General features: G+C 42.2%; 19 protein-coding genes. 5 read left to right on the top strand and 14 right to left on the bottom strand.

Features of this window, described 5'->3' with window-relative positions:
- The first annotated feature begins 32 nt into the window (after window positions 1-32).
- Entirely contained in the window at window positions 33-290 is a 258-nt protein-coding gene (locus G563_RS35425) for a hypothetical protein (RefSeq protein WP_037327600.1), read from the top strand.
- A gap of 26 nt (window positions 291-316) precedes the next feature.
- Here the strand turns inward: G563_RS35425 and G563_RS0120500 are convergent, their stop codons facing one another.
- The 4 genes from G563_RS0120500 to G563_RS0120485 form a co-directional block, all read right to left on the bottom strand.
- The gene (locus tag G563_RS0120500) at window positions 317-1,171 is read right to left on the bottom strand and encodes a hypothetical protein (RefSeq protein WP_028666955.1); all 855 of its coding nucleotides are present in this window, start codon (window positions 1,169-1,171) and stop codon (window positions 317-319) included.
- Window positions 1,172-1,232: 61 nt separating this feature from the next.
- Window positions 1,233-1,763, bottom strand: coding sequence for an acyl-CoA thioesterase (locus tag G563_RS0120495; RefSeq protein WP_037327597.1), 531 nt, complete (start codon window positions 1,761-1,763; stop codon window positions 1,233-1,235).
- A 62-nt stretch (window positions 1,764-1,825) separates the two neighbouring features.
- Window positions 1,826-2,992: a class I SAM-dependent methyltransferase gene (locus tag G563_RS0120490; protein WP_028666953.1), complete on the bottom strand. Its 1,167-nt coding sequence runs from the start codon at window positions 2,990-2,992 to the stop codon at window positions 1,826-1,828.
- Window positions 2,993-3,124: 132 nt separating this feature from the next.
- Entirely contained in the window at window positions 3,125-6,619 is a 3,495-nt protein-coding gene (locus tag G563_RS0120485) for a DUF4175 family protein (RefSeq protein ID WP_028666952.1), read from the bottom strand.
- 313 nt (window positions 6,620-6,932) lie between these two features.
- Here G563_RS0120485 and G563_RS0120475 point away from each other — a divergent pair, with 313 nt between their 5' ends.
- Together G563_RS0120475 and G563_RS0120470 are read left to right on the top strand one after the other, a co-directional pair.
- On the top strand, window positions 6,933-8,174 hold the full coding sequence (locus G563_RS0120475; protein WP_229598541.1) for a GDSL-type esterase/lipase family protein: 1,242 nt from the start codon (window positions 6,933-6,935) through the stop codon (window positions 8,172-8,174).
- A gap of 34 nt (window positions 8,175-8,208) precedes the next feature.
- Entirely contained in the window at window positions 8,209-11,694 is a 3,486-nt protein-coding gene (locus tag G563_RS0120470; protein WP_084650931.1) for a PVC-type heme-binding CxxCH protein, read from the top strand.
- Window positions 11,695-11,738: 44 nt separating this feature from the next.
- Here G563_RS0120470 and G563_RS37735 read toward each other — a convergent pair whose 3' ends face one another.
- Genes G563_RS37735 through G563_RS0120455 form a run of 3 tightly spaced genes read right to left on the bottom strand, consistent with a single transcriptional unit; the run spans window position 11,739 to window position 12,786 of the window.
- Window positions 11,739-11,897, bottom strand: a complete 159-nt coding sequence (locus tag G563_RS37735) for a DUF2256 domain-containing protein (RefSeq protein WP_084650926.1) — start codon at window positions 11,895-11,897, stop codon at window positions 11,739-11,741.
- A 1-nt stretch (window position 11,898) separates the two neighbouring features.
- Window positions 11,899-12,495: a DUF429 domain-containing protein gene (locus G563_RS0120460; RefSeq protein WP_028666948.1), complete on the bottom strand. Its 597-nt coding sequence runs from the start codon at window positions 12,493-12,495 to the stop codon at window positions 11,899-11,901.
- A 15-nt stretch (window positions 12,496-12,510) separates the two neighbouring features.
- On the bottom strand, window positions 12,511-12,786 hold the full coding sequence (locus tag G563_RS0120455) for a TIGR03643 family protein (protein ID WP_028666947.1): 276 nt from the start codon (window positions 12,784-12,786) through the stop codon (window positions 12,511-12,513).
- A 280-nt stretch (window positions 12,787-13,066) separates the two neighbouring features.
- Here G563_RS0120455 and G563_RS37160 point away from each other — a divergent pair, with 280 nt between their 5' ends.
- Entirely contained in the window at window positions 13,067-13,465 is a 399-nt protein-coding gene (locus G563_RS37160) for a DUF4890 domain-containing protein (protein ID WP_051211098.1), read from the top strand.
- 44 nt (window positions 13,466-13,509) lie between these two features.
- Here the strand turns inward: G563_RS37160 and G563_RS35415 are convergent, their stop codons facing one another.
- The 6 genes from G563_RS35415 to G563_RS0120415 form a co-directional block, all read right to left on the bottom strand.
- The gene (locus tag G563_RS35415; RefSeq protein ID WP_037327594.1) at window positions 13,510-14,580 is read right to left on the bottom strand and encodes a glycosyltransferase family protein; all 1,071 of its coding nucleotides are present in this window, start codon (window positions 14,578-14,580) and stop codon (window positions 13,510-13,512) included.
- A 79-nt stretch (window positions 14,581-14,659) separates the two neighbouring features.
- Window positions 14,660-15,208, bottom strand: a complete 549-nt coding sequence (locus G563_RS0120440; RefSeq protein ID WP_051211097.1) for a DinB family protein — start codon at window positions 15,206-15,208, stop codon at window positions 14,660-14,662.
- A 314-nt stretch (window positions 15,209-15,522) separates the two neighbouring features.
- A complete protein-coding gene (locus tag G563_RS0120435) occupies window positions 15,523-15,963 on the bottom strand; it encodes a hypothetical protein (protein ID WP_028666945.1) in 441 nt (146 codons plus the stop codon).
- A 66-nt stretch (window positions 15,964-16,029) separates the two neighbouring features.
- Window positions 16,030-16,398: a hypothetical protein gene (locus G563_RS37155; RefSeq protein ID WP_169579793.1), complete on the bottom strand. Its 369-nt coding sequence runs from the start codon at window positions 16,396-16,398 to the stop codon at window positions 16,030-16,032.
- Window positions 16,399-16,503: 105 nt separating this feature from the next.
- The gene (locus G563_RS0120425; RefSeq protein ID WP_028666944.1) at window positions 16,504-16,854 is read right to left on the bottom strand and encodes a DUF6787 family protein; all 351 of its coding nucleotides are present in this window, start codon (window positions 16,852-16,854) and stop codon (window positions 16,504-16,506) included.
- A gap of 142 nt (window positions 16,855-16,996) precedes the next feature.
- Window positions 16,997-18,283 carry a 3-deoxy-D-manno-octulosonic acid transferase gene (locus tag G563_RS0120415; protein WP_028666943.1) on the bottom strand — a complete coding sequence of 429 codons (1,287 nt, stop codon included), beginning with the start codon at window positions 18,281-18,283 and terminating at the stop codon, window positions 16,997-16,999.
- A 120-nt stretch (window positions 18,284-18,403) separates the two neighbouring features.
- Between G563_RS0120415 and ytxJ the strand changes: the two genes are divergently transcribed.
- Complete coding sequence (gene ytxJ / locus G563_RS0120410) at window positions 18,404-18,754, top strand: bacillithiol system redox-active protein YtxJ (protein WP_028666942.1); 351 nt, start codon at window positions 18,404-18,406, stop codon at window positions 18,752-18,754.
- 10 nt (window positions 18,755-18,764) lie between these two features.
- On the opposite strand, the gene G563_RS0120405 is transcribed toward ytxJ, so the two are convergent.
- Entirely contained in the window at window positions 18,765-19,505 is a 741-nt protein-coding gene (locus G563_RS0120405; protein ID WP_028666941.1) for an NUDIX hydrolase, read from the bottom strand.
- Window positions 19,506-19,651: the final 146 nt, after the last annotated feature.

Genomic DNA, 19,651 nt, shown 5'->3' with positions numbered 1-19,651 from the left:
TGTACCTTTGATACCTTAATCATACCAAATATATGAAAACTCCTATTGTTGAAAGTATGGCAGGTTGGGCGTCGTTGGGCTTCTTTATCCTTTGGGTCATGGAGTTTCGACGTGTATCGTTTCAAGAGAGTTATTGGTTGCTGATGTTTTGTTTATCGTGTTTATTGGGCTTTCTGCTACTTCGTAAACGGCGAAATGCCGAACCCGTGCTTTCTAAATATGTGCCAGAAAAAAAAGAAAGCAAACCTAAAACAACCATAAAACCTTCGATAAAAAAGAAACAAAAATAGCAGAAGAGGTCAATTTTGTAGTAATTTTAAAGAAGCCAAAGCATATAAAAAAAGATGCCATCTCCTGCCCAACGGTAACGCTCATGACCTAAAAATTGAGAATGATGTTTCTTTAAAAAGTACAAACTGAGACTCATCGAAATGACTGCTACCGAGGTCCTGATACTATAACGGTGAGTGGTTAGAAATAAGATTACTAAAGCTCCAATTACTACTAAGATAGTCAGGATGTTGATGATTTGACTCACTGTATCTGTGCCCCATGCAATAGCCAAAGAATAGCCTTCCTCTAAGTCAAAAGACTCAAACCATGAAAATAAAAGTAGGTTTTGGAAAGCTATAATCCCCAGTAAAACCATAAATGAAGTCTCTTCCCAAGAGGTGTGTTCTTGGCCCAAAATCGCCGACCCCCAAACTCCAATGGTGTATATTATAGCAACCATCGGCTCTTTAAACAACTGAAAAGTATCGGTAGGAGAGATTTTCTGAATTACTTTTAGATAAACGCTTACTACTACTATCAAGCCGATTCCAAGCATGATGACTTTGAAAGGAAGCCAGAACAAACAAATCAATCCTACCACGCCTAGTCCCATCATTACTTTGAGTAGGATGGCTTCGTGTTGGGCGTGAAATTTGTGCCGAGCTGTGGTAGGAGTAGTGCCTTTGTGATTGTCAATCAAACGATCTGCTACATAAATAAAAAACACACTGATGCCTACCAATACCGTGGAAGCCCAAGAGACCTCTCCCTGACCATCGGGTAGGCGAGAGGCTACTACGTGGGTCAGCATGGCACCAGCTACTACATCTAAGCTTAGCCAGTGAATGCGGATAAGGTAATATTCAATTATGAAGAAAAAATCTTTTAACCACTTCATGGGAAGGAGTTGAGAACCAAAATATTGCTTAATGATACACTAACCATAGGAAATTATAAACTTATTCAGTTTTATGGCTAGTAAGACTTCGCTTGATTTCGCGGATACGCTCATTGAAATTCCAGTGATGAAAATCTACGTCAGATAAACAAGTGGCGGCCAAATAATCCATCACCGTAGGAGGGTGTACTACGCGTTGCCCTGAGCGAACATCGATGTATTTGGAAGTAACCCACAGCACATTTTTCAACTGAGTTCGGCTATCATCGGTCATGAAATATTCGGTGACGATGGTATCTTCATTAAAAAAAATAAGACGTGAAGTAATCCTGACCCATTCGCTTACCATCGCTGGCCTTACGTAGGCGATTTGATGCTGATACACGACCCAGCTTTGACCGAGCTCTCTGAAAAGTCTTCCAAAATTAAACTCGTACAATTTGGCTACTTGATCTTCGCGGGCGTTGAAATAATAATCAAAGTATTTGGCGTTGTTGAGGTGCTGAAGTGGGTCACAGTCCTGAAATCGGATAATGACACGTGATTCAGGCTCTTTAGGATATTCTTTGTCGGGAATACGTTCAAAAAACATAATCGATTTGGATTAATTGTGATGAATAAAAAGCCATGCACCAAACTAAAGCATGGCTCTTCTCAAACTTTACGGCATTTCAAAAGCCTTTTGTCTCCGTTGAGAAGGGTTGTGGCCAGCAAATATACATCACCCCCGTCTTTTAACTTTAGTTTTTTGCGAAGTTCGTCGGTAGTAGCTGGAAAATTCCGTACGGTAAGATTTGCTTTGAGATCAGGTAAGTGTTCTCTAAGTGTCTTTAAATCAGCTTTTAAGATGGTTTCAAGCGCAAAGCTACGTCCCGGAAAATCAAGAACCAATTCTGGCGAAGTGTATATATGGCTATGAGGCGCGATTTTGGAAATATTGAGCGAATGAGCGATTGATTTAAAAGCACCGCTTTTTAAAATGGCGGCGTTGGGTTCATAAATATAGCGAAGGGGAGGACTCAATGATACTGGAGTGTGGGCTTCCTGTGCCCAATCAAACTCAAAATACTGATGGGTGTTATCTGATTTGAGATTGATAGTTTTTACAATTATGTTTGGTGACACAACACAATCGCTTATCTCAAACAGTAGTTCTTTGCACTCATTATCAACGGCTACTACGTGTACTGTGTGAATAAAAGGCAGCGTCTGGATGGTCTGCTTAAGATCAAGTAGCGGCGATGCCTTGAGCAATATATGTCGAGCTTTCTTTAACAACAATGCTAAATGCTTGGTAACGTCGGGTTCGCAATCGGGGAGGCTCACGACGCGCTTTTGGTCGGCACTACGGCGCGCTGGGTCGAGGTAAATGCAGTCTACTTCTTGAGGAAATTTCTCCAAAAAATCAATAGAATTTTGATGTACGCAGCGAATATTTGTGGCTTTCAAAACGGCAAAATTATGGAGAGCACGCGCTACCAAAGTTTCGTTTTGTTCAATATAAATGACAGCTTCACATTGTTTACTGAAAAAATAACTATCAATCCCCATACCACCGGTTGCGTCGATGAGGGTGCCGTCTGAGATAAGAGATGCTTTGTAGCGGGCGGTAGTCTCAGAAGAACTTTGCTCAACTGATAGCGCAGGAGGAAATATCACGTCAGGATTGGCATACCATTCAGGCAATTTGGTGCGTGATTTTTGGCGGGCTTCAATCTGTTTGATTAGGGTTTCTTTGTCTTTCCCGTGTTTTAGAAAGAGTGGGCTGGTCTCCGTATGAAGGTGCTGTTGTATAAAATCAATTTCTTCTTTTGAAAACATTGTGTCTCTATATCCTGCCTAACAAAAGCAGGGTGATTGGTTTGTATTTGAACTTGGTGATTGTTAATTGTACCAAAACAAAATCAGGTAGCTGACGGTTCGTCGGCTACCTGATTGAGAAAACTTGAGTGGTTATTTTTCGCTTGATTTTTTGAAATAGCTGTCCGCTTCGCGCTTATAAAAAGGTGCAAAACTAGGCGGAACTGTACGCAACAATTCCGTTTGTCGCTGCTTGTCTTTGACATACTGCTCAAAAGCGGCAGGTGGTGTGCGTGGTTGAGGTTTGGCGGTTTCGGCTTTGCGTTGGGTATCTTCTTCTTGTTGTCGCAACGCTTTTTCGGATTCCAACAAACGCGTGATGATGTCTTGTTGACGTTTGAGAAGATTGGGATCTACGCGCTTGTTGACCAAATCGGTTTCGGTTTCGTCCATTTTCTCTATCAAATCTTTGACCTCATTGCCTACTTTTTTGCCACCTTCAGTGCCTTTTTGAGAGTCCATCAGTTCTTTGAGCATCTGTCTGATTCGGGCTTGTTCAGCGGCCATTTGGGCAAGTTGTTCCGACATTTGTCGGCCACCCATACCTCCTTTTTGGCCCTGTCCTTTCTGGATTTCGTTGATACGTTTATTGAGTTGTTGCTGCAATTCTCCTAAACTCTGACCTTGCTTTTTACCGCCCTTTTTCTTGCCTTGTCCAGGGCTACTCATTGCCATCATAGCAGCTTGCATTTGTTCCAAGGTTTGACTTAGCATGAGCGATAGGTTGTTGATAGAAGTCATCGCAAATTGCTGTTTGCTAGTGGCCATGTTGAGGCGGCGCTCGCGGATATAGCGCGTGCTTTCATTCATGTGAAACTTCATGTCGTTCAATTCTCTCGTTACAAACGTTTGAATTTGCATCACACGCTTCGCTAGTGCATACAGACTATCTTCAATCACCTTGGCATCATCTTGCAGTTTGAGCTGTTCTTGGGCAAGTTTGACAAAGCGCGGGTCTTGTAGATTAACTCCTCTAAAGTCCTTCATCACGCGCTCTTGGTCAAACGACAAATGAATCAGGTTTTCGAGGATATCGCGCAGGTCGTCCATGTTTTCGCTCATTTCTTCCATTTCGGCACTTTCCATCGACTCTTGCATTTGCTGAGCCATTTGGCGCATCGACTTTGCTGCTTTTTTCTGCGATTGAGATGCGTTTTTGTTTTGCTTTTGTTCTAGTTGTTTTGAGCTATTTTCTTGCTGCTTGTCCACCTCCTGCTGTTGCTCTTTGCCGGTGTCCATTTCCTGCTTATTGTCCAGCTGCTCATTGAGTTTTTCGAGTTCTTCAATGTCTTTTTTTGTTTCTTCAAACTCTTTGTTTAGCTCTTCTTGCTCTTTCTTGAGTTCTTCTTGCTGAGCGTTTTTGTCTTGCTGTTCGTTTCCTTTTTGGTCTTTTTTGTCTTGGTCTTTACCGTCTTTTTGGTCTTTGTTGTCTTGCTCTTTGCCTTTTTTATCTTGGTTGTTTTTCTGGTCTTTATTTTCAGAATCTTTACCTTTCTGTTCCTTTTCTTGCTCTTTGGCGAGTTGTTCGGTTTTTTCGGCGAGTTTTTCTTCTTTATCAGCCATTTCTTTCAAATCCTTCTGAATTTGCTCGGCTTTTTGTTGAAGCTGAAGTTGCTTAAACATCTCCAATGCCTTTTCGATTTCTTTTTGGGCATTGAATTCTTTGTTTTTGAGTTTGTTCATCAACTCCTGTATTTTCTCATCCTGCTGTTGCTGTTGGAGGAGTTTTTCGAGTTGCTCATATAGCTTTTGAGTTTCGGGGTCGAGCAACTCCTTCATCAATTTCTGCAATTGCTCCATTTTTTGTTTCATTTCGGGGCTTTGCTCCGCAAAACGGTCTTGTTTTTCTTGGGCCGATTGAGCTTGCTCTTGCATACTCTTCATGTCGTTCATGAGCTCATCCCGCTTTTTAAGCAAATCCTCTATTTGTTTTTTGTCTTGGAAATCTAAATCGCGGTCGGTTTTGAGACGTTGGTCTAGTTTTTCCAATTCTTTCTGCAAAGTTTTGGCTTTTTGGAGGGTTTTATTGATTTGAGATGCCGTTTTCTCCGCAGACTTTTCGGCTTCGGCCCTTACTTCTTCTTTAGACGGCACCGCAAAATCTATCATGCGTGATTTGGCTGATTTTGGTCCATTGATGCCGTCGTTGTCCCATACTTGTACATAGTATTCGATGCGGTCGCCGGGAGTAAGACGAAGGCTATCCACGTACCATTGGAAGTAAAAAGTCTGATTGGTTGTGGATTTGTTGAAGGGAATACCAAAGCCCTTATAAACGACTTTTTTCTCGTCGGTTTTATCTCCTTTTCGGCGGAGGTTATAAAACACCCGTAAATTTGAAAAGCCGTAATCGTCAGCAATATTTCCGCCTAACACAAAATAATTGTACAAGGTGGTGTCTTGGTAGTTTTCGAGGGTAAGGGTTGGATATTTGTCATTGATGACATTGAGGAAATAGCTGATTTTTTCGCGATTTCCTGATTCTTCGTTTTTGAGTTTTATCTCGTAGTTTCCTGAGCGTCTGGCACTTTTTTGGAATTCATAACCTCCTGTAAGCTTACTTTCGGCAGGATATAGATTTTTGTCGCCTTCAAATAGGAGTGCCATTTCTTTGGTGGCATTGGTATTAAAATCCCAACTAATAACAGTCCCTTCGGGTACGGTCAAATTTCCTACATTACTCAGCTGTTCGGCAGGTTTTCCCAAATAGGCTGGGTAGCGTAGGGTTACATCAAAAGACAAGAGACTGGGGCGTTCGGCCAAAGTAAGTGTGTACGTGCTTGATTTATAGCCAGCAGCTTCAAAATAAAACTCAATAGGGCGCTGAACATTTTTGAATGTATACGAATAAGAATCGGCGCTTTCGGGGTCGAGTTTAAATTTGGCTTTGTTGTGCACCACATACACCGCTTCTGGAAGCGCTCCACCTGCTAGCGACAGCTCCAGTTTGAAGTCTTCATTGCGAAAGGCTTTCAGGTTAGGATTTTCGAGTTTGAATGTAAATGGCGCATCGGTATATTCTTTTTCAAAATGAATAATACGGTCTGAGCTGCTTGCAAAAAAGCGAGGATTGATCAAGAGCACCATTGCAATCGCCGCTAAGGGATAAGCGGCGTATTTGAGATAGCGGCGATTTTGGTCGATTTTGATGGCATCCGAAAACCGCACAATCATCAATTGGCTTGATTTTTGCTGAATGCTGGCCTCAATGAGATCTGTTTGTGTGCCCGATAAATTTCGTAGTTGAAGGGTATTGATAAGTTTATCACCTACCTCTGGAAAAAAACTGCCAATCTGAGTGGCTGCTTCTTCATCAGTGATGGATTTGCGTAATCCGTACAAATGTATCAAGGGAATCACTACCCACCGAACAACGGCATAACCTAAAATGCCTAAAAAACCGAAAAATAACGTGGCTCGTACCGTAGAACTAAAGCGTCCAAAGTACTCTAGTGTATTGACAAATAGATAAGCCGATAGCACAAAAGCTACGGCAAAAATGACACCTTTGACGAGTTGATTTAGATAAAACTTCCGTTTGTACTCACCAATGCGCTCCAGCAGTACGGAAAGGGTTTGGGTTCTCATATAGTAATGTTTTGGCTGGTGTTAGATTGGAATCCCACTTTTTCCAAAGTTACGTATAAAGTTAACGCAAAAATGATGCAAAAAGTAGGCAACTCTCCAAAAGATTCTGATAATAACGCAAATTGAGGGATAAACTTCGTAGTTGGTAAAAAAACATGAAATAAAGAAGATTGTTTTAGCATCATGCTATCGTTGGGATAACAACCTCAATACTTTAGGAAAATGGTGAGAATTCATGGTATGTTGTCTTTTCATGAAAGTATTACAAACGGCTTATTTGTTAATCTCTTAAATTTTTGATAATTATTAGATTGTGATAACTTCAAAACAAAACTCCTTAAGCACCGACAAAGTTTTTGCTGCTTTTGCATGCCTCTTATTTCTCCTTTTCTCTGTCTCATTATTTTCCCAAAATCGTGCCACTGAACTACTAGAGCTTCAGGAAGGCGACCGAGTGGTTTTTGTGGGAAACTCACTTTTTGAGAATGATTTGCCTTTTGGGTATCTAGAATTCGCGCTTACAAGCAGGTGGCCTGCCAAAAACATTACTTTCCGAAATATCGGTTGGATTGGCGATACTGTGTGGGGGGATGCGCGCAGCTATTATACCAATCCGCCCACTCCCTATGAATTGTTGATGGAACAACTCACCAAGGCCAACCCTACTGTAGTGATAGTGGCTTATGGTGGGATTGAATCGCAAGAAGGGGAGGCTGGATTGCCACGATTTACGGAAGGTTTAAACAAATTGTTAGACAAAATCCAAGAATTGGGAGCTAAGGCAGTTTTGTTGTCGCCAATTCCGCAGTTTGGGGCGCCTTCTCCCGAAAAACTAGCTCAACGCAATACGAATCTTGAACTATATGCTTCTACAATCGCTACTACTGCTGCCAAGCGCAACGCTAAGTACGTGGATGTATTCAAACCTCTTCAAGAAATCAGTAAAAAAGAACGCATTTCCGACAACAACGTGCATCTCAACGAGCTAGGATATTATCATTTGGCGGTAGCTCTCGAAAAAGGACTTGGATATGCAGAACGTTCTCATTTGCTAGAAATCAATTTGACTAAAAATGGAGTTGAAACTAAGGTACCTGTGCAAAAAGGCAGTTGGGATGCCAAACAAGGTAGCCTGAGTTTTGGGGTCGCAGAACCTATTTTGCCTTTGCCTCTTCCTGCTTTTCAGAAAGACGATAAAGCATTGACCGTAAAAATAACTGGTTTAAAAAAAGGTATTTATGCGTTGACTATTGATAGTGTGCAGGTGATGGCTGCCTCAGCCAAGGAATGGGAGAAGGGGATAGTAATTAAGCATACACCTTCGCTAGAACAAGCCCAGAAATTGCGAGAGTTGATTGTCCAAAAAAACGGTTTATTTTTCCAACAATATCGCCCTTTGAATCGTACTTATATCATTGGATTTAGAAAATACGAACAAGGCCGTCATGTGCAAGGATTGGAAGATTTAAGCCACATTATCAGATGGATAGAAAGTCAGGTTTCGTTGGTGCGCGTTCCTCAGCCTCATACCTATGGATTGATACTTTTGAAGTGAAAAATTGATTGATTTGATAAAAGATTTTACTGGAATGACAAAAAATACCTTGACAATATCTACCAAATTTTTGAAACTGTGTGCCAAAGTCATTAGCATTCCGCTCATGTTTTTGATTACCTCTTCAGTCAATCCTGATGATCGAAAAGAGAATCCCGACCCACAAAAAGAGCTTGATTCTTTCAAAACGGCGGAAGGTTTGGAAGTGACGCTCTTTGCCGCCGAGCCGATGTTGGTGAAGCCAATTCAGATGAATTGGGACGCCGACGGGCGCTTGTGGGTAGTAAGTAGTACCACTTATCCTCATTTGAAAACGGGTGATGTCGCCAACGATAAGATTTATGTCCTTGAAGATACCAACGGCGATGGCAAAGCCGACAAGTCAACCATTTTTGCGGAAGGGTTGTTGACGCCAACGGGGATTTTGCCAGGTGATGGTGGGGTATATGTGGCCAACTCTACCGAAATTCTTTTTCTTTCCGATACCGACGGCGATGGGAAAGCCGACAAACGGCAACAAGTACTAACGGGATTTGGGACAGGCGATACGCACCATTTAATCCATACATTTCGGTGGGGACCCGAAAGCCGACTTTATTTCAACCAATCGATTTATATCTATAGCCACATCGAAACGCCTTCTGGCATCAAACGGCTAGAAGGGGGAGGCGTATGGCAGCTCAATCCTCAGACTCTTGATTTGGATATTTATGCACGTGGCCTTATCAATCCTTGGGGGCTGATTTTTGACCGTTGGGGACAATCATTCCTTACCGACGGAGCGGGCGGAGAAGGTATCAATTTTGCTTTTCCGGGCGCTACTTTTGTAACCGCCCCTAAGGCCGAAAGAATCATTCGGGGGTTGAACCCGGGGCAGCCCAAACATTGTGGCCTGGATATTGTATCGGGGCGACATTTGCCAGAAGCATGGGCAGGAAGCTTGATTACAAACGACTTCCGCGCCAATCGGGTCAATCGATTTAGGCTAGAAGAGCAGGGCAGCGGGTATGTATCTAAACAAGCCGAAGACCTACTCTGGACCGATCACGTGGCCTTTCGTCCCGTAGATATTTCGGTAGGGCCTGATGGGGCTATTTACGTGGCAGATTGGTATAATCCTATCATCCAACACGGAGAAGTGGATTTTTATGACCCTCGTCGCGACCAACAACATGGCCGTATTTGGCGCATTACAGCCAAAAACCGCCCCTTGCTCAAAACGCCTAAATTATCGAAAGCTTCAATCGACGAACTGTTGAGCGCACTCAAATCGCCCGAAGATTGGACGCGTGGACAAGCCAAACAAGTACTTAAGGGACATGGCGCGGCCAAAGTAGTGCCTTCTCTCGAAAAATGGGTAGCTGGACTTAACCCGCAAGATGCTAATTATGAACATCAGTTGTTGGAAGCACTGTGGGTATATCAATCTCTGGACGTAGTCAACGAAAAACTGCTTTTGAGCTTGCTTAATGCCAAAAATCATCAAGCGCGGGCAGCGGGCCTTCGTGCGCTTGGATTTTGGTACAATAAAATTTCGAAGCCAGAAGCTTTGTTGGCCAAAGCCGTGGCTGACCCTCATGCACAAGTGCGCTTAGAAGCAGTGATTGCTTTAAGAAAACTTCCCACGGCCGAATCTGCTCGCGCAGCACTGACGGTATTGGATGCCCCAATGGACGAATTTTTGGATTTTGCTCTTTGGCAGACCGTCCGCGAACTTGAACCTGCTTGGGCTAAGCGCGTAAAAACTGAACCTTCGTTTTTGGGAGATGATAAAAAAACAGTTTATGCCCTCAAGTCGGTAAATAGCCCCGAAGCTACCGCACGTTTGGCACAGTTATATGCCCAAAATAAAGTACCCGAAAGCTACGAAAAGGATGTGATTGGAGTGGTGGCCAAAAGAGGAGGGGACATAGAAATCGAAATATTGCTTGATAAAGCCACCAAAACCCCCAATAGTTCAATCCTGCTGGCACAGCTCGCAGGCCTTGAAGATGCCGTAAAACAGCGGCAAATAAAACCCACTCAAAATCTTAGCCGCATTGCTACTTTCATCAATCATTCAGACGAAGCAGTGGCCCTAAGTGCTATTCGACTGATTGGGTTGTGGAAATTGGAAGATTTGAAACCGCAACTGACGACTTTGGTACAAACTGGTGAAAAAAATATCAAGAAGACAGCATTGGCTTCATTAGCCAACATGAATCCAAATGCCAAAGCGATGCTGCTTGAAATGACCACCGCAAAAAATACGCCTGAGCTGCGACTCTTGGCCGCTGCGCAATTGGTCTCTACAGATGCCAATGAAGCCGCACAAGTAGGAGTAGGGGTTTTGAGAAACTTACCCGCTGGTACCGATGTGTCTGATTTATTTCAGGCTTTTGTGGCTAACAAACAAGCCATGAAAGCCTTGGGTGAGACCTTGTCAAATCAAAAAATTCCTGAAGAGTTTGCCAAAGTAGGACGTCGAATAGTGCAACGGCAGGTGAATGCTAACCGCCAAAAAGACGCAGAAGTCGTACTTCTCAAGCAAGGGTTGGAGGCTTCGGGTGGTACACTGCCTCCGGAGCGTATGCCGCAAGAACTCAACAAGCAGGAGTTGGCATCTTTGGCCAAAACGATTAAGGAATCGGGCGACCCCGAAAAAGGGGAATTGATATTTCGTAAAACTTCGACCAATTGCCAATCTTGTCATGCTATCGGTGGCGCGGGTGGTGCTATTGGGCCTGATTTGAGCAGTTTGGGGACTAGCTCGCCCGTAGAGACAATTATCCGTTCGATTTTGGCACCTAACGAATCTATCAAAGAAGGATACGACTTGAAGCGAGTTGTGAAAAAAGACGGTAGTGAAATGATGGGCTACTTAGTGAGCGAAGGGACATCGGAGGTAGTGATTCGTGATGTATTGGGTAAAAAAGTATCGATTCCAAAAAGCCAAATGGAACTAATGGAAAAAGTGCCGGGCTCGCTCATGCCCGCAGGACTTACTGCCGATTTGGACAAGCAAGATTTTATCAACCTTGTTAGTTTTCTTTCAAAACTAGGAGAATCGGGTAAGTTTCGTGTACCCAACACCCGCTTTGTTCGTCATTGGGAAACTGTCTTTGCCGCCAAAGAACTAACTCGCAAACTCAAAGAAGAAGGCGTAAATTATGTGGCTAAAGACAATGCCAAACTTTCTTTGTTGCCAGGTTACAGCAAAGTGGCAGGAGATTTGCCCTTGAATGAACTGCCGATTGTGGAAGTAAATGCGACCAAAAAATACAGTTTTGTGAAGTTCGACATTGAAGTACTCAACAAAGGAAATGTGAACTTTTCTTTCAATTCGACTGATGGCGTGAGCGCATGGGCAGGGACTAAACCTTTGAAAATAGGACAATACGGGATTGTGACCGAATTGCCACAAGGTGTACACACGATTACGTTGGCGATTGATCGTGCTACAAACTCTACCAATTCCTTAAGTATTCAGCTGCAAGAGGCCGATACTTCTCCTGCTCAGACAAGACTCATTATGCGTTAGTATGGGGGTAAATCGGTTTGGGCGTTGTTTATCGTAAACAGCGCTCAAATCGTTTTCCCTACACTTGCCCGATTTTGGCGACAGCGTTCGCTACAATATTTTACTTCTTCCCAGACTTTTTCCCATTTTTTGCGCCACACAAAAGGCCTACCACAAACGGTACATACCTTTTGAGGTAAATTCTCTTTTTTTACGTTTTTCATATCAAACAATAATAAGGCCCTCATCGGTCTCCCCAAAAGTCAGGTGCTGCTCGTTCACAAAGCGATAACCCGACAACCAAGCCAGAAAAGCATCGAATTGGTGCTGATTATGAGGAAGATGTGCTAAAGACAAAGAAGGGTGTTTTTGGATTAAAATTTCACATAATTGCTCCATTTCAAAAACCGAAAGTTTTTTGTGATAGCTATTTCCTAGCCACAATTGAGCCAGTGCTTTTGGGTAAACTTCATAGGTTTTGATATTCAGAGCCGAACTCAATTTTTGGGTTAATTCCATGGCGCGCGCTGTCAATCCTCCCAAAAATAGGGGCGACATAGCTTTTAAGGCAAGGTCGCATTGGCGATAGTGATAATTGACAAAACCCGCACGCTGAAAATAGACAGCAGGTAAGGAAAGAGGCGCATCCAAAAAAAGGTTTGAAACCAATGGGTTTTGATGCATCCACTCAAAAATGAATGAATCCGCGTCTTTTTTGAGAGCATCAAAAAAAAGGAGATATTGGCCATCATGATAGCAAATTACGGTATTTCCAGATGTTTTGGCGCCGTAATCAATCCCCGCAAAAGTACGTATATCCAAATTGAATGTGTTGGTTTATCCGCGTTTAGCGATTTTGTTGGCACTAATGCTACGCTGTTGCGAACAATGAAATCGCTCTATATCAAGGGCTCGCAAAGAGCGGTGCTTTGTGTTGCGTCCGTTCATTCGTTTGCGCCACATTTCAAAACTACTACGCTTCATCTCTTGACGCATCAGCGCGATAACATCTTTCTCCGCCAACCCAAATTGGGCTTTTATAGCCTCAAAAGGAGTACGGTCTTCCCACGCCATTTGTACGATGCGGTCAAGGTCTTGAGGGGTCAAGTTCATGGGGTGAGTGTATAATTAAGTGTTTTTGGATTCAACTATTTTGCGAAGAATTTGTTTGACCAAAACTTAAATGCTAAAGCAATCAAATAGCTAATTTGTTAAAACCCATGTAAAGATTTCAAACCTTCATAAGGATTTGACTGACATTCAATGTCTTAAATGGAAATTTGCGTAAGCCTTCGTTCTAATTAAAAATAAGAGCAGCATTAAACCTTCGTATGACTTCTACATCAAAGCTTACGAAACAAAAAACAGCCGCTGAGGCGGTAAACAGAAAACCATGAAAAAAACACAAATGATTCGCACCCTGTTGGTAGTAGCTTTGGCTATTGGTGCTCAATTTACAACCTTTGCCCAGCGTGGTCAGATGAATCCCGAAAAACGTGCAGAGCGCGTTTCGGCAGATTTGAAACAAGCATTGACGCTTGATGATGCTACCACCAAAAAAATCTATGATTTGGAATTGGCGCGCACCCAAGAAGCCCTTAAAATCAGGGAAGCCAATGCGGGAGACCGCGAAGCAATGCGCAGTAGTATGAAAGGAGTTAATGAAAAATTTCAGACGAGCATGAAGGGTGTTTTGAGTGAAGAACAGTACAAAAAGTACCAAGAATGGCAAGCTTCTGAGCGCCAAAAACGCGGACCTCGCGGAGATGGTAATCGCCGCCGTCGTCGCTAAAAAAACTAACCACCTACTCGCGATAGGCAGGTAGGTGGTTTTTGTTAAAGTTCAAAGTGTTTTAGCCATTTCTTTTCCCCTTCTCCGCACCATTTTCTAAAATTATTTCCTACAGGCCGATGATGAGGTAAGTATTTCATCAGAACTGAAAGGTCGAAAGCCGCCGCAGCGACGCCTCCGCCTACGCGCTCAGTATCAGCGGCATTGCAGGCTTGCTCATAATGAATCGGAACTACCATCACGGGTTTGTCCAGATACATTGCTTCACATACCGATTCAAATCCCGCCGTGGTCACAAGGGCTTTACACTGTGACATCATTTCTAAAAACTTCACCCCGTCGAGTTTATGTAAGGTCAGATTAGGGCTGACTTTTTCTTCTGGGGGAGCATCGGGTTTGCTCCAAAAACAATGTATTTCAACATCGGGGTTTTGTCGATGCCACTCTTGAATCTGTGAAAACAAAGAGGGATGATTGAGATAAATTAAAATAAAAGCTTTTTGGTCTACCGTCAACGTCCGAATATCCCGACGGAGTAAGGGAGAAACCACCCAAAGCTCCTTAGATGGCTGGTCGGGCAGCGCATCAAACGATAGTGCCAGGCGTTTTTTTGCTCCTATGGCCGTAAACCTTGTATTAAGATTGACTAAAAAACGGTCTAATTTTTTTTGCGGGGGAAACTTAAAATCAGGATGAAAAAAAAGATACTGATGCCCAATACAAAACGTAGGAATAGAAGGACGATAAAAGAGGTTATAAAATCCGCATAAAATTTCGTAAAAATTGAGAATAAGCTCAGGCTGATAGCGTTGAATGGCCGTGTCTATTTGTTTCAAACTTCCTAAAAAACGCCCGATGTGGGGTAAATGATGTACTACGGTTTTGGTGAAATCTACTTTGCCAGCGCCGCTAAAAACGAGATTAGGACTGGCAAAAGCCTCTACGGGAGCGTTGATTTGGTCTTGAAAAAAAGCAGGAACGGGGCGGTCTTGTGGACCTCCCACCAATACGGCTACTACCTCATGCCCAGCCTCGCGTAGTAGCTGACTCATCGAAATGGCTTGGGTCAAATGCCCACGTCCCTCCCCTTGCACCAAGAAAAGTACTTTCGTCATTTTACATTTATTAAACTAGTTGCTTTACAAAACTAAATAATGATCCCCTTCAATTGATGAATTTGAAATTATGTTTAGGTTACCAACCCACGTAGCCTTCGGGCGTGATTCCCTTTAGGCGGAGATAGCAGATAGCTTGGCCTCGATGGTGAATGATGTGGTTTTCCATGGCATAAAAAAATTGCCATACTTGGAGTTTTCCGCCCGCAAAAGCCTCCTCTTTGGCAAGGCGTTCGGGAGAAACTTCACTAGCTACCTTTTCGACCCATGCATAAAATCCTTTGATTTCGTCAGCCAACTGAGCTTTGGTGAGTTTGTTCCAATCTTTTTTGTTTTCATAAGGATTTTTGATTTCCAATCGACCCGCAAACTGAAGAGAAGAAAACACAATGCAATGCACAAATTGGGTACGAAATGAGAAGGACTCAGGCGTGTATTTATAGTCCAAATGCTCTTCTGGCATTTGATTAAAAACAGTGACAGTATAATCTAATGAGCGTTTCCATGCGCTTGAAAACTCTTGACTAAAATTTTGAAGGTCTTTGCGACTGCGCGACATTCCCACAAAAGGAATGGAGAGTAAGCTTCCCGTGAGGGTGTGGATGGCTGATTTACGGCTGATTTTCATGAATAAATTGCTTTTAGTGTTGTGATGGATAAAATAAGGCTGTCTCAAAAGTAACAGGGCACAAAATATTCTTTGGTTTTAACCTCATCCCAACCCTTCTCCTGCCAGGAGAAGGGCTTTAAAAGTCCCCCTCTACTGAAAGGAGAGGGGGATTTAGGGGGTGAGGTTGAATAGACACCGAAGATAATTTGGTACTACTAGACTTTTGAGACAGCCTTGTACTGATTTTTGAATATCAATGCACTCAAATGTACAAAAAGCCTCTTATAAATCTGAGACTAATTGCGAAACAATCACCGCTTTTTGGGTATTCTTCACTGCTTTTTTAATAATTGTTGAGCGTCTTCAATACTTTTCAACATATCGTCGCTTACTTGTTCGATTTTTATTTTTTCGTTGGTAAGTGCTTGGATAGCCTCTTTTGGAGGAAGCTTTTTGAGCGAATCACCTTTGTATTGGTGCATCCAATTCATCATACCATCATCGGCCTTTTTGAGGTCAGTAGCAAGCATGGTAGATTGCTTCAGGGTATTTTGGAGAGAGGTATCACTGGGGGTGATTTTGAGAAGACTGTCAGTATAAGCAATGTGCTTGCTGAGGGTGCTTTGCAAAGCTACCAATTCGCCCATTTTGGGCATGACAGCATCATGAATCATCATTACCTCTTTTTCGAGGGTGTCGATTTGTTTTTGTTCTTGGGTTTGACAAGAAGCGATACTTATAGCTACTGCTATAAGCAATGACTGGATTTTCATTGAAATGTGGATTGCCTAGTTGAAACAAAAATTGTTGACTAAAAAACTCTGTCTGAGATAGATACACTAGGCAACAGGAGGCATGAGAGGTGTTAAAGTAAAGCCTTTTTGGATAGAGGAGTGAAAATAAAAAAAAATCAATGTCTTTTCGTGAAATACTTTCTCAAGATGAAGCTCAGGAGGAAGAATTTCAAATATTTCTAGGAGAAGTTTTTTGGTGCTTTCGCTTTGTTTTTGAGCCGCGTCGCGGGCGTGTTCTTGGGCTACTTTTTTGAGCTGCTTGGCCAAGTAGCATTTACCATCGCAGTGTAATTGGGGATTGAAGCGATTTTGGCAGAGGTTTTGGATGATGTATTCTTTGCGCAATTCAAAATCCAAATAAATAAACGGTACCACCAGCGATTTGAAACTGATAAGCACTAAAAGAGAAAGCACTATGTACCGTTTAGAGGACATTGACGAATAAATAAGCCGGCACAAATATACTCAAAATGCTATTGAGTATATCTGAAAATCTACCAATATGCCCTGTGTGGTTTACTAAGCTTTTTCTCCCACAACGGCTTTTTTGCCATTGATTTTGTTTTTAATCCACGCAATCATCTTTTTTTCTTTTTCCCAAAAGAAACTAAACTGACCAAACAAAAAACCATAAAGAAGCAGAAGCGTTTGGTAGGTTGGGAAAATGAAGATAAGATAAGTGACGGTTTTGAGCCAGAAAGGGGTAGTTTCGTCATAGCCGAGAAGATAAAATAACCCTTTTCGGAACCATACTACGGAAGAGCCTGCAAAAGTGAAAGTCAGTAAGACTGCGATTACTTGCCAAGTGTTTTTCAAGCCCCATTTGTTTTGGAGGCGGGCAAGCCAATGAGTTTGATCGGATGTTTGCATATGTATGGGATGAGCGATTGGCTTATCCTGTTTTTGTTAATAATCCCAAAAGCCTGAAATTTTACTCACAAAAAATGATATTTGTCGCAATCAAAAGGCTTTTATATAAATTACGATTAAAGCAGGGGTTTGGTTTTAGAGACTAGCGTAAAATCTTTTTATTTAAAATCTGACTTATTTGCTGCATTACTTTTTCGGTAGCGCCACTGTTTTGGTGTACATAAATGCGGCAAATTTCGCCTTTTTTGCGCCGCAAAGTTAAGTCATCATACAGTTCTGTGAAAGTTTTCTCGAATTCTTGAGTATTTTTTACTGTAATAGCCCCGCCCAAACGTAGCAAATCCAAGGCTTCTTGGAACTTTTTAAAGTAAGGTTGACCAAAAAAAATAGGCATTCCAAACACCGCCGGCTCCATGGTATTGTGCAGGCCATCTTTGAAAGCTCCCCCCACAAACACAAAATCAGCATAACGATACATGGCAGAAAGCATCCCGACAGTATCAAGAAACAAAACGCAGGTCTCAGGAGAAATATGCCCTTGGGGCAATTGCTCAAGATAGGTGGCCGTAGGTACTTGTAGTTGCTGCTGGTATTTTTTTATTTGTTCAGCATTGATTTCATGAGGTGCAACAACGACTTTGAGGGGCTTCCTAAATTGATTAATAAACGGAATAATCACATCAAGGTCGTCGGGCCAAGCGGAGCCTACTATCATTAAGGGACTGTCTCCTTTAAATGCCTTAATGAGAGGGTAGTTACGGGCTTGTGAGGCGATTTGTACGACGCGGTCGAGGCGGGTGTCACCGGCAATTATGACGTTTGGATAGTGAATCTGTTGGAGCAATTGGGCTGAGGCTTGATTTTGCACTAAAATGGTATCTAAACAAAAAAGAAGCTTTCGATAAAAACCCCCATAAGATTTAAAAAACAGCTGATTGGGGCGAAATATAGCCGAAAAAAGTAGGGCTGGAACTTGTCTTTTTTTGAGTTCGGATAAGTAATGATACCAAAATTCGTATTTAATAAACAAAGCAATATCAGGCCGTACAATATCTAAAAAACGGGAGACGTTGGTAGGAGTATCAAGTGGTAAATAGGTTATAATATCTACTTGATCGTAATTTTGGCGGTGTTCGTATCCCGAAGGCGAAAAAAAGGTCAGGACGATTTTGGCGTTAGGATATAATTTTCGGCAAGCTTCGATGACGGGCCTTCCTTGCTCAAATTCGCCTAACGAAGCTGAGTGAAACCAGATGCAAAGTGAAGAACGAGAGGTGTCTTTTTGGGGAAAAGCATCGCTTTTGGCTAAAGATTTCCAAATGTTTTGTTGTCCTTTGACCCATTTTTGGGTTTTGGGATGGAAAAGGGCAGCCACCTGTGCTAACCCGTAAGAAAGCCGAATGAAAAGCGTATATAAAAAAGCGAACAATTTTGGAATAGGTTGTGTTTTGTTGGCAAAGCTAAGGGGGATTGCGCTAAAAATGAGCTTTTACTCCTAAAAAATAACATTTATTCCTCCTCTAAGAATCATTATAAAAGAATTGACAAAATGAATTGGCATCAGATTACCAACGCTACGGCATTAGAAGAAATCAAGCAAGAGTCTTTTGAACACCCGATTTTGATTTATAAACACAGCACTCGTTGCTCTATTAGTTCGGCCACTCTTGGGCGTTTAGAGCGGAATTGGAAACAAGGAGAAGTGGGTACGCTCAAACCTTATTTTTTGGATTTGATTGCCAATCGTTCTATCTCCAATCAAGTAGCGGAGGAGTTTGGAGTATGGCACGAATCTCCTCAAGCGCTTATCATTCACAAGGGCGAAAGTATCTTCGATGCGTCTCATTTTGATATTTCGTTTGAAGACATCAAAGCTCAGGTATCGGTTTTAGAGAAGTAAAGTAAAGCCACTAGCCTATATCATCTTTGACTTTGAATCGGTACAAGTAAGGCGCTTTGTTGGCCGCACCCGTAAATTTCTTTTCGAGGCGTTCTAATACATTTAATTCAAGAATCATTTTCTGGAAATTGGTACGTACAAACGGCCTGTCGAAGATGGTTTCGTAAAGTTCTTGTACTTCTTTCATCGTAAATTTTTCGGGTAGTAAATTGAAGGCATTGATTTTTTCATTGAGATCAGTCCGTAGGGCTGTCAGGGCTTTTGCCACAATTTCGCTATGGTCCATAATCATCGGAGGCAAAGAATGCACATTGTACCACTCGATAGAGTGATCCAAATCTATTTTCTGGGGAATCACTTTGTTTATATCTACTAAAGCATAGTAGCCAATCGAAATAAATCGCTGGGTAAACCATTCATATTCCCGCTGATTGTCGTTTTTTGAAACTACGATATGAGGGTTACTAGCGATTAATTGATCTAAAAAAGCCTTGTTGTTACGGCTAGCGTTACCAAATACATGAAATTGCTCTAAGTAAATGTCTTTAATGCTAGTTCGTTCTTGTAAAATCCGCTTGGCAGCGCGGTCTATATCTTCATCTTGATACACAAATCCGGCCGGTAAGGCCCAAAAGTCACCTTTAAAATTGAGCTTTGGAATCAAAACCTTAAGCTGACGTTCGTGATACCCAAAAATGACACAGTCTATTGATACTTGGGAGATATAATTTTGTTGGCTAGGATTTTTCATAAAGTAGTGTCTTGTCTCAACAGGCCTCTAATGGTGTGTTGAAGACCAAAGTAAATGCAAAATTATTTTTTCTATCGACTTCTTAAAAAATGTGGGACTGCTCTCTATTCTGAGTTATTGACCGTGAGAAAGCCATAACGTATTTG

This window comes from Runella zeae DSM 19591 (genome assembly GCF_000423565.1).
Lineage (GTDB): Bacteria > Bacteroidota > Bacteroidia > Cytophagales > Spirosomataceae > Runella > Runella zeae.
Note: the sequence above shows the minus strand (reverse complement) of the source record. Positions and strands in the feature narration are given on the sequence as shown.

Coding starts and splice junctions, on each gene's coding strand:
- G563_RS37160 (WP_051211098.1), top strand. CDS start 13,067: ATGAAAAAAACACAAATGATTCGCACCCTGTTGGTAGTAGCTTTGGCT.
- G563_RS37735 (WP_084650926.1), bottom strand. CDS start 11,897: ATGAAAAACGTAAAAAAAGAGAATTTACCTCAAAAGGTATGTACCGTT.
- G563_RS0120455 (WP_028666947.1), bottom strand. CDS start 12,786: ATGAACTTGACCCCTCAAGACCTTGACCGCATCGTACAAATGGCGTGG.
- G563_RS0120470 (WP_084650931.1), top strand. CDS start 8,209: ATGACAAAAAATACCTTGACAATATCTACCAAATTTTTGAAACTGTGT.
- G563_RS0120440 (WP_051211097.1), bottom strand. CDS start 15,208: ATGAAAATCAGCCGTAAATCAGCCATCCACACCCTCACGGGAAGCTTA.
- G563_RS0120500 (WP_028666955.1), bottom strand. CDS start 1,171: ATGAAGTGGTTAAAAGATTTTTTCTTCATAATTGAATATTACCTTATC.
- G563_RS0120435 (WP_028666945.1), bottom strand. CDS start 15,963: ATGAAAATCCAGTCATTGCTTATAGCAGTAGCTATAAGTATCGCTTCT.
- G563_RS35415 (WP_037327594.1), bottom strand. CDS start 14,580: ATGACGAAAGTACTTTTCTTGGTGCAAGGGGAGGGACGTGGGCATTTG.
- ytxJ (WP_028666942.1), top strand. CDS start 18,404: ATGAATTGGCATCAGATTACCAACGCTACGGCATTAGAAGAAATCAAG.
- G563_RS0120495 (WP_037327597.1), bottom strand. CDS start 1,763: ATGTTTTTTGAACGTATTCCCGACAAAGAATATCCTAAAGAGCCTGAA.
- G563_RS0120425 (WP_028666944.1), bottom strand. CDS start 16,854: ATGCAAACATCCGATCAAACTCATTGGCTTGCCCGCCTCCAAAACAAA.
- G563_RS35425 (WP_037327600.1), top strand. CDS start 33: ATGAAAACTCCTATTGTTGAAAGTATGGCAGGTTGGGCGTCGTTGGGC.
- G563_RS0120485 (WP_028666952.1), bottom strand. CDS start 6,619: ATGAGAACCCAAACCCTTTCCGTACTGCTGGAGCGCATTGGTGAGTAC.
- G563_RS0120405 (WP_028666941.1), bottom strand. CDS start 19,505: ATGAAAAATCCTAGCCAACAAAATTATATCTCCCAAGTATCAATAGAC.
- G563_RS0120490 (WP_028666953.1), bottom strand. CDS start 2,992: ATGTTTTCAAAAGAAGAAATTGATTTTATACAACAGCACCTTCATACG.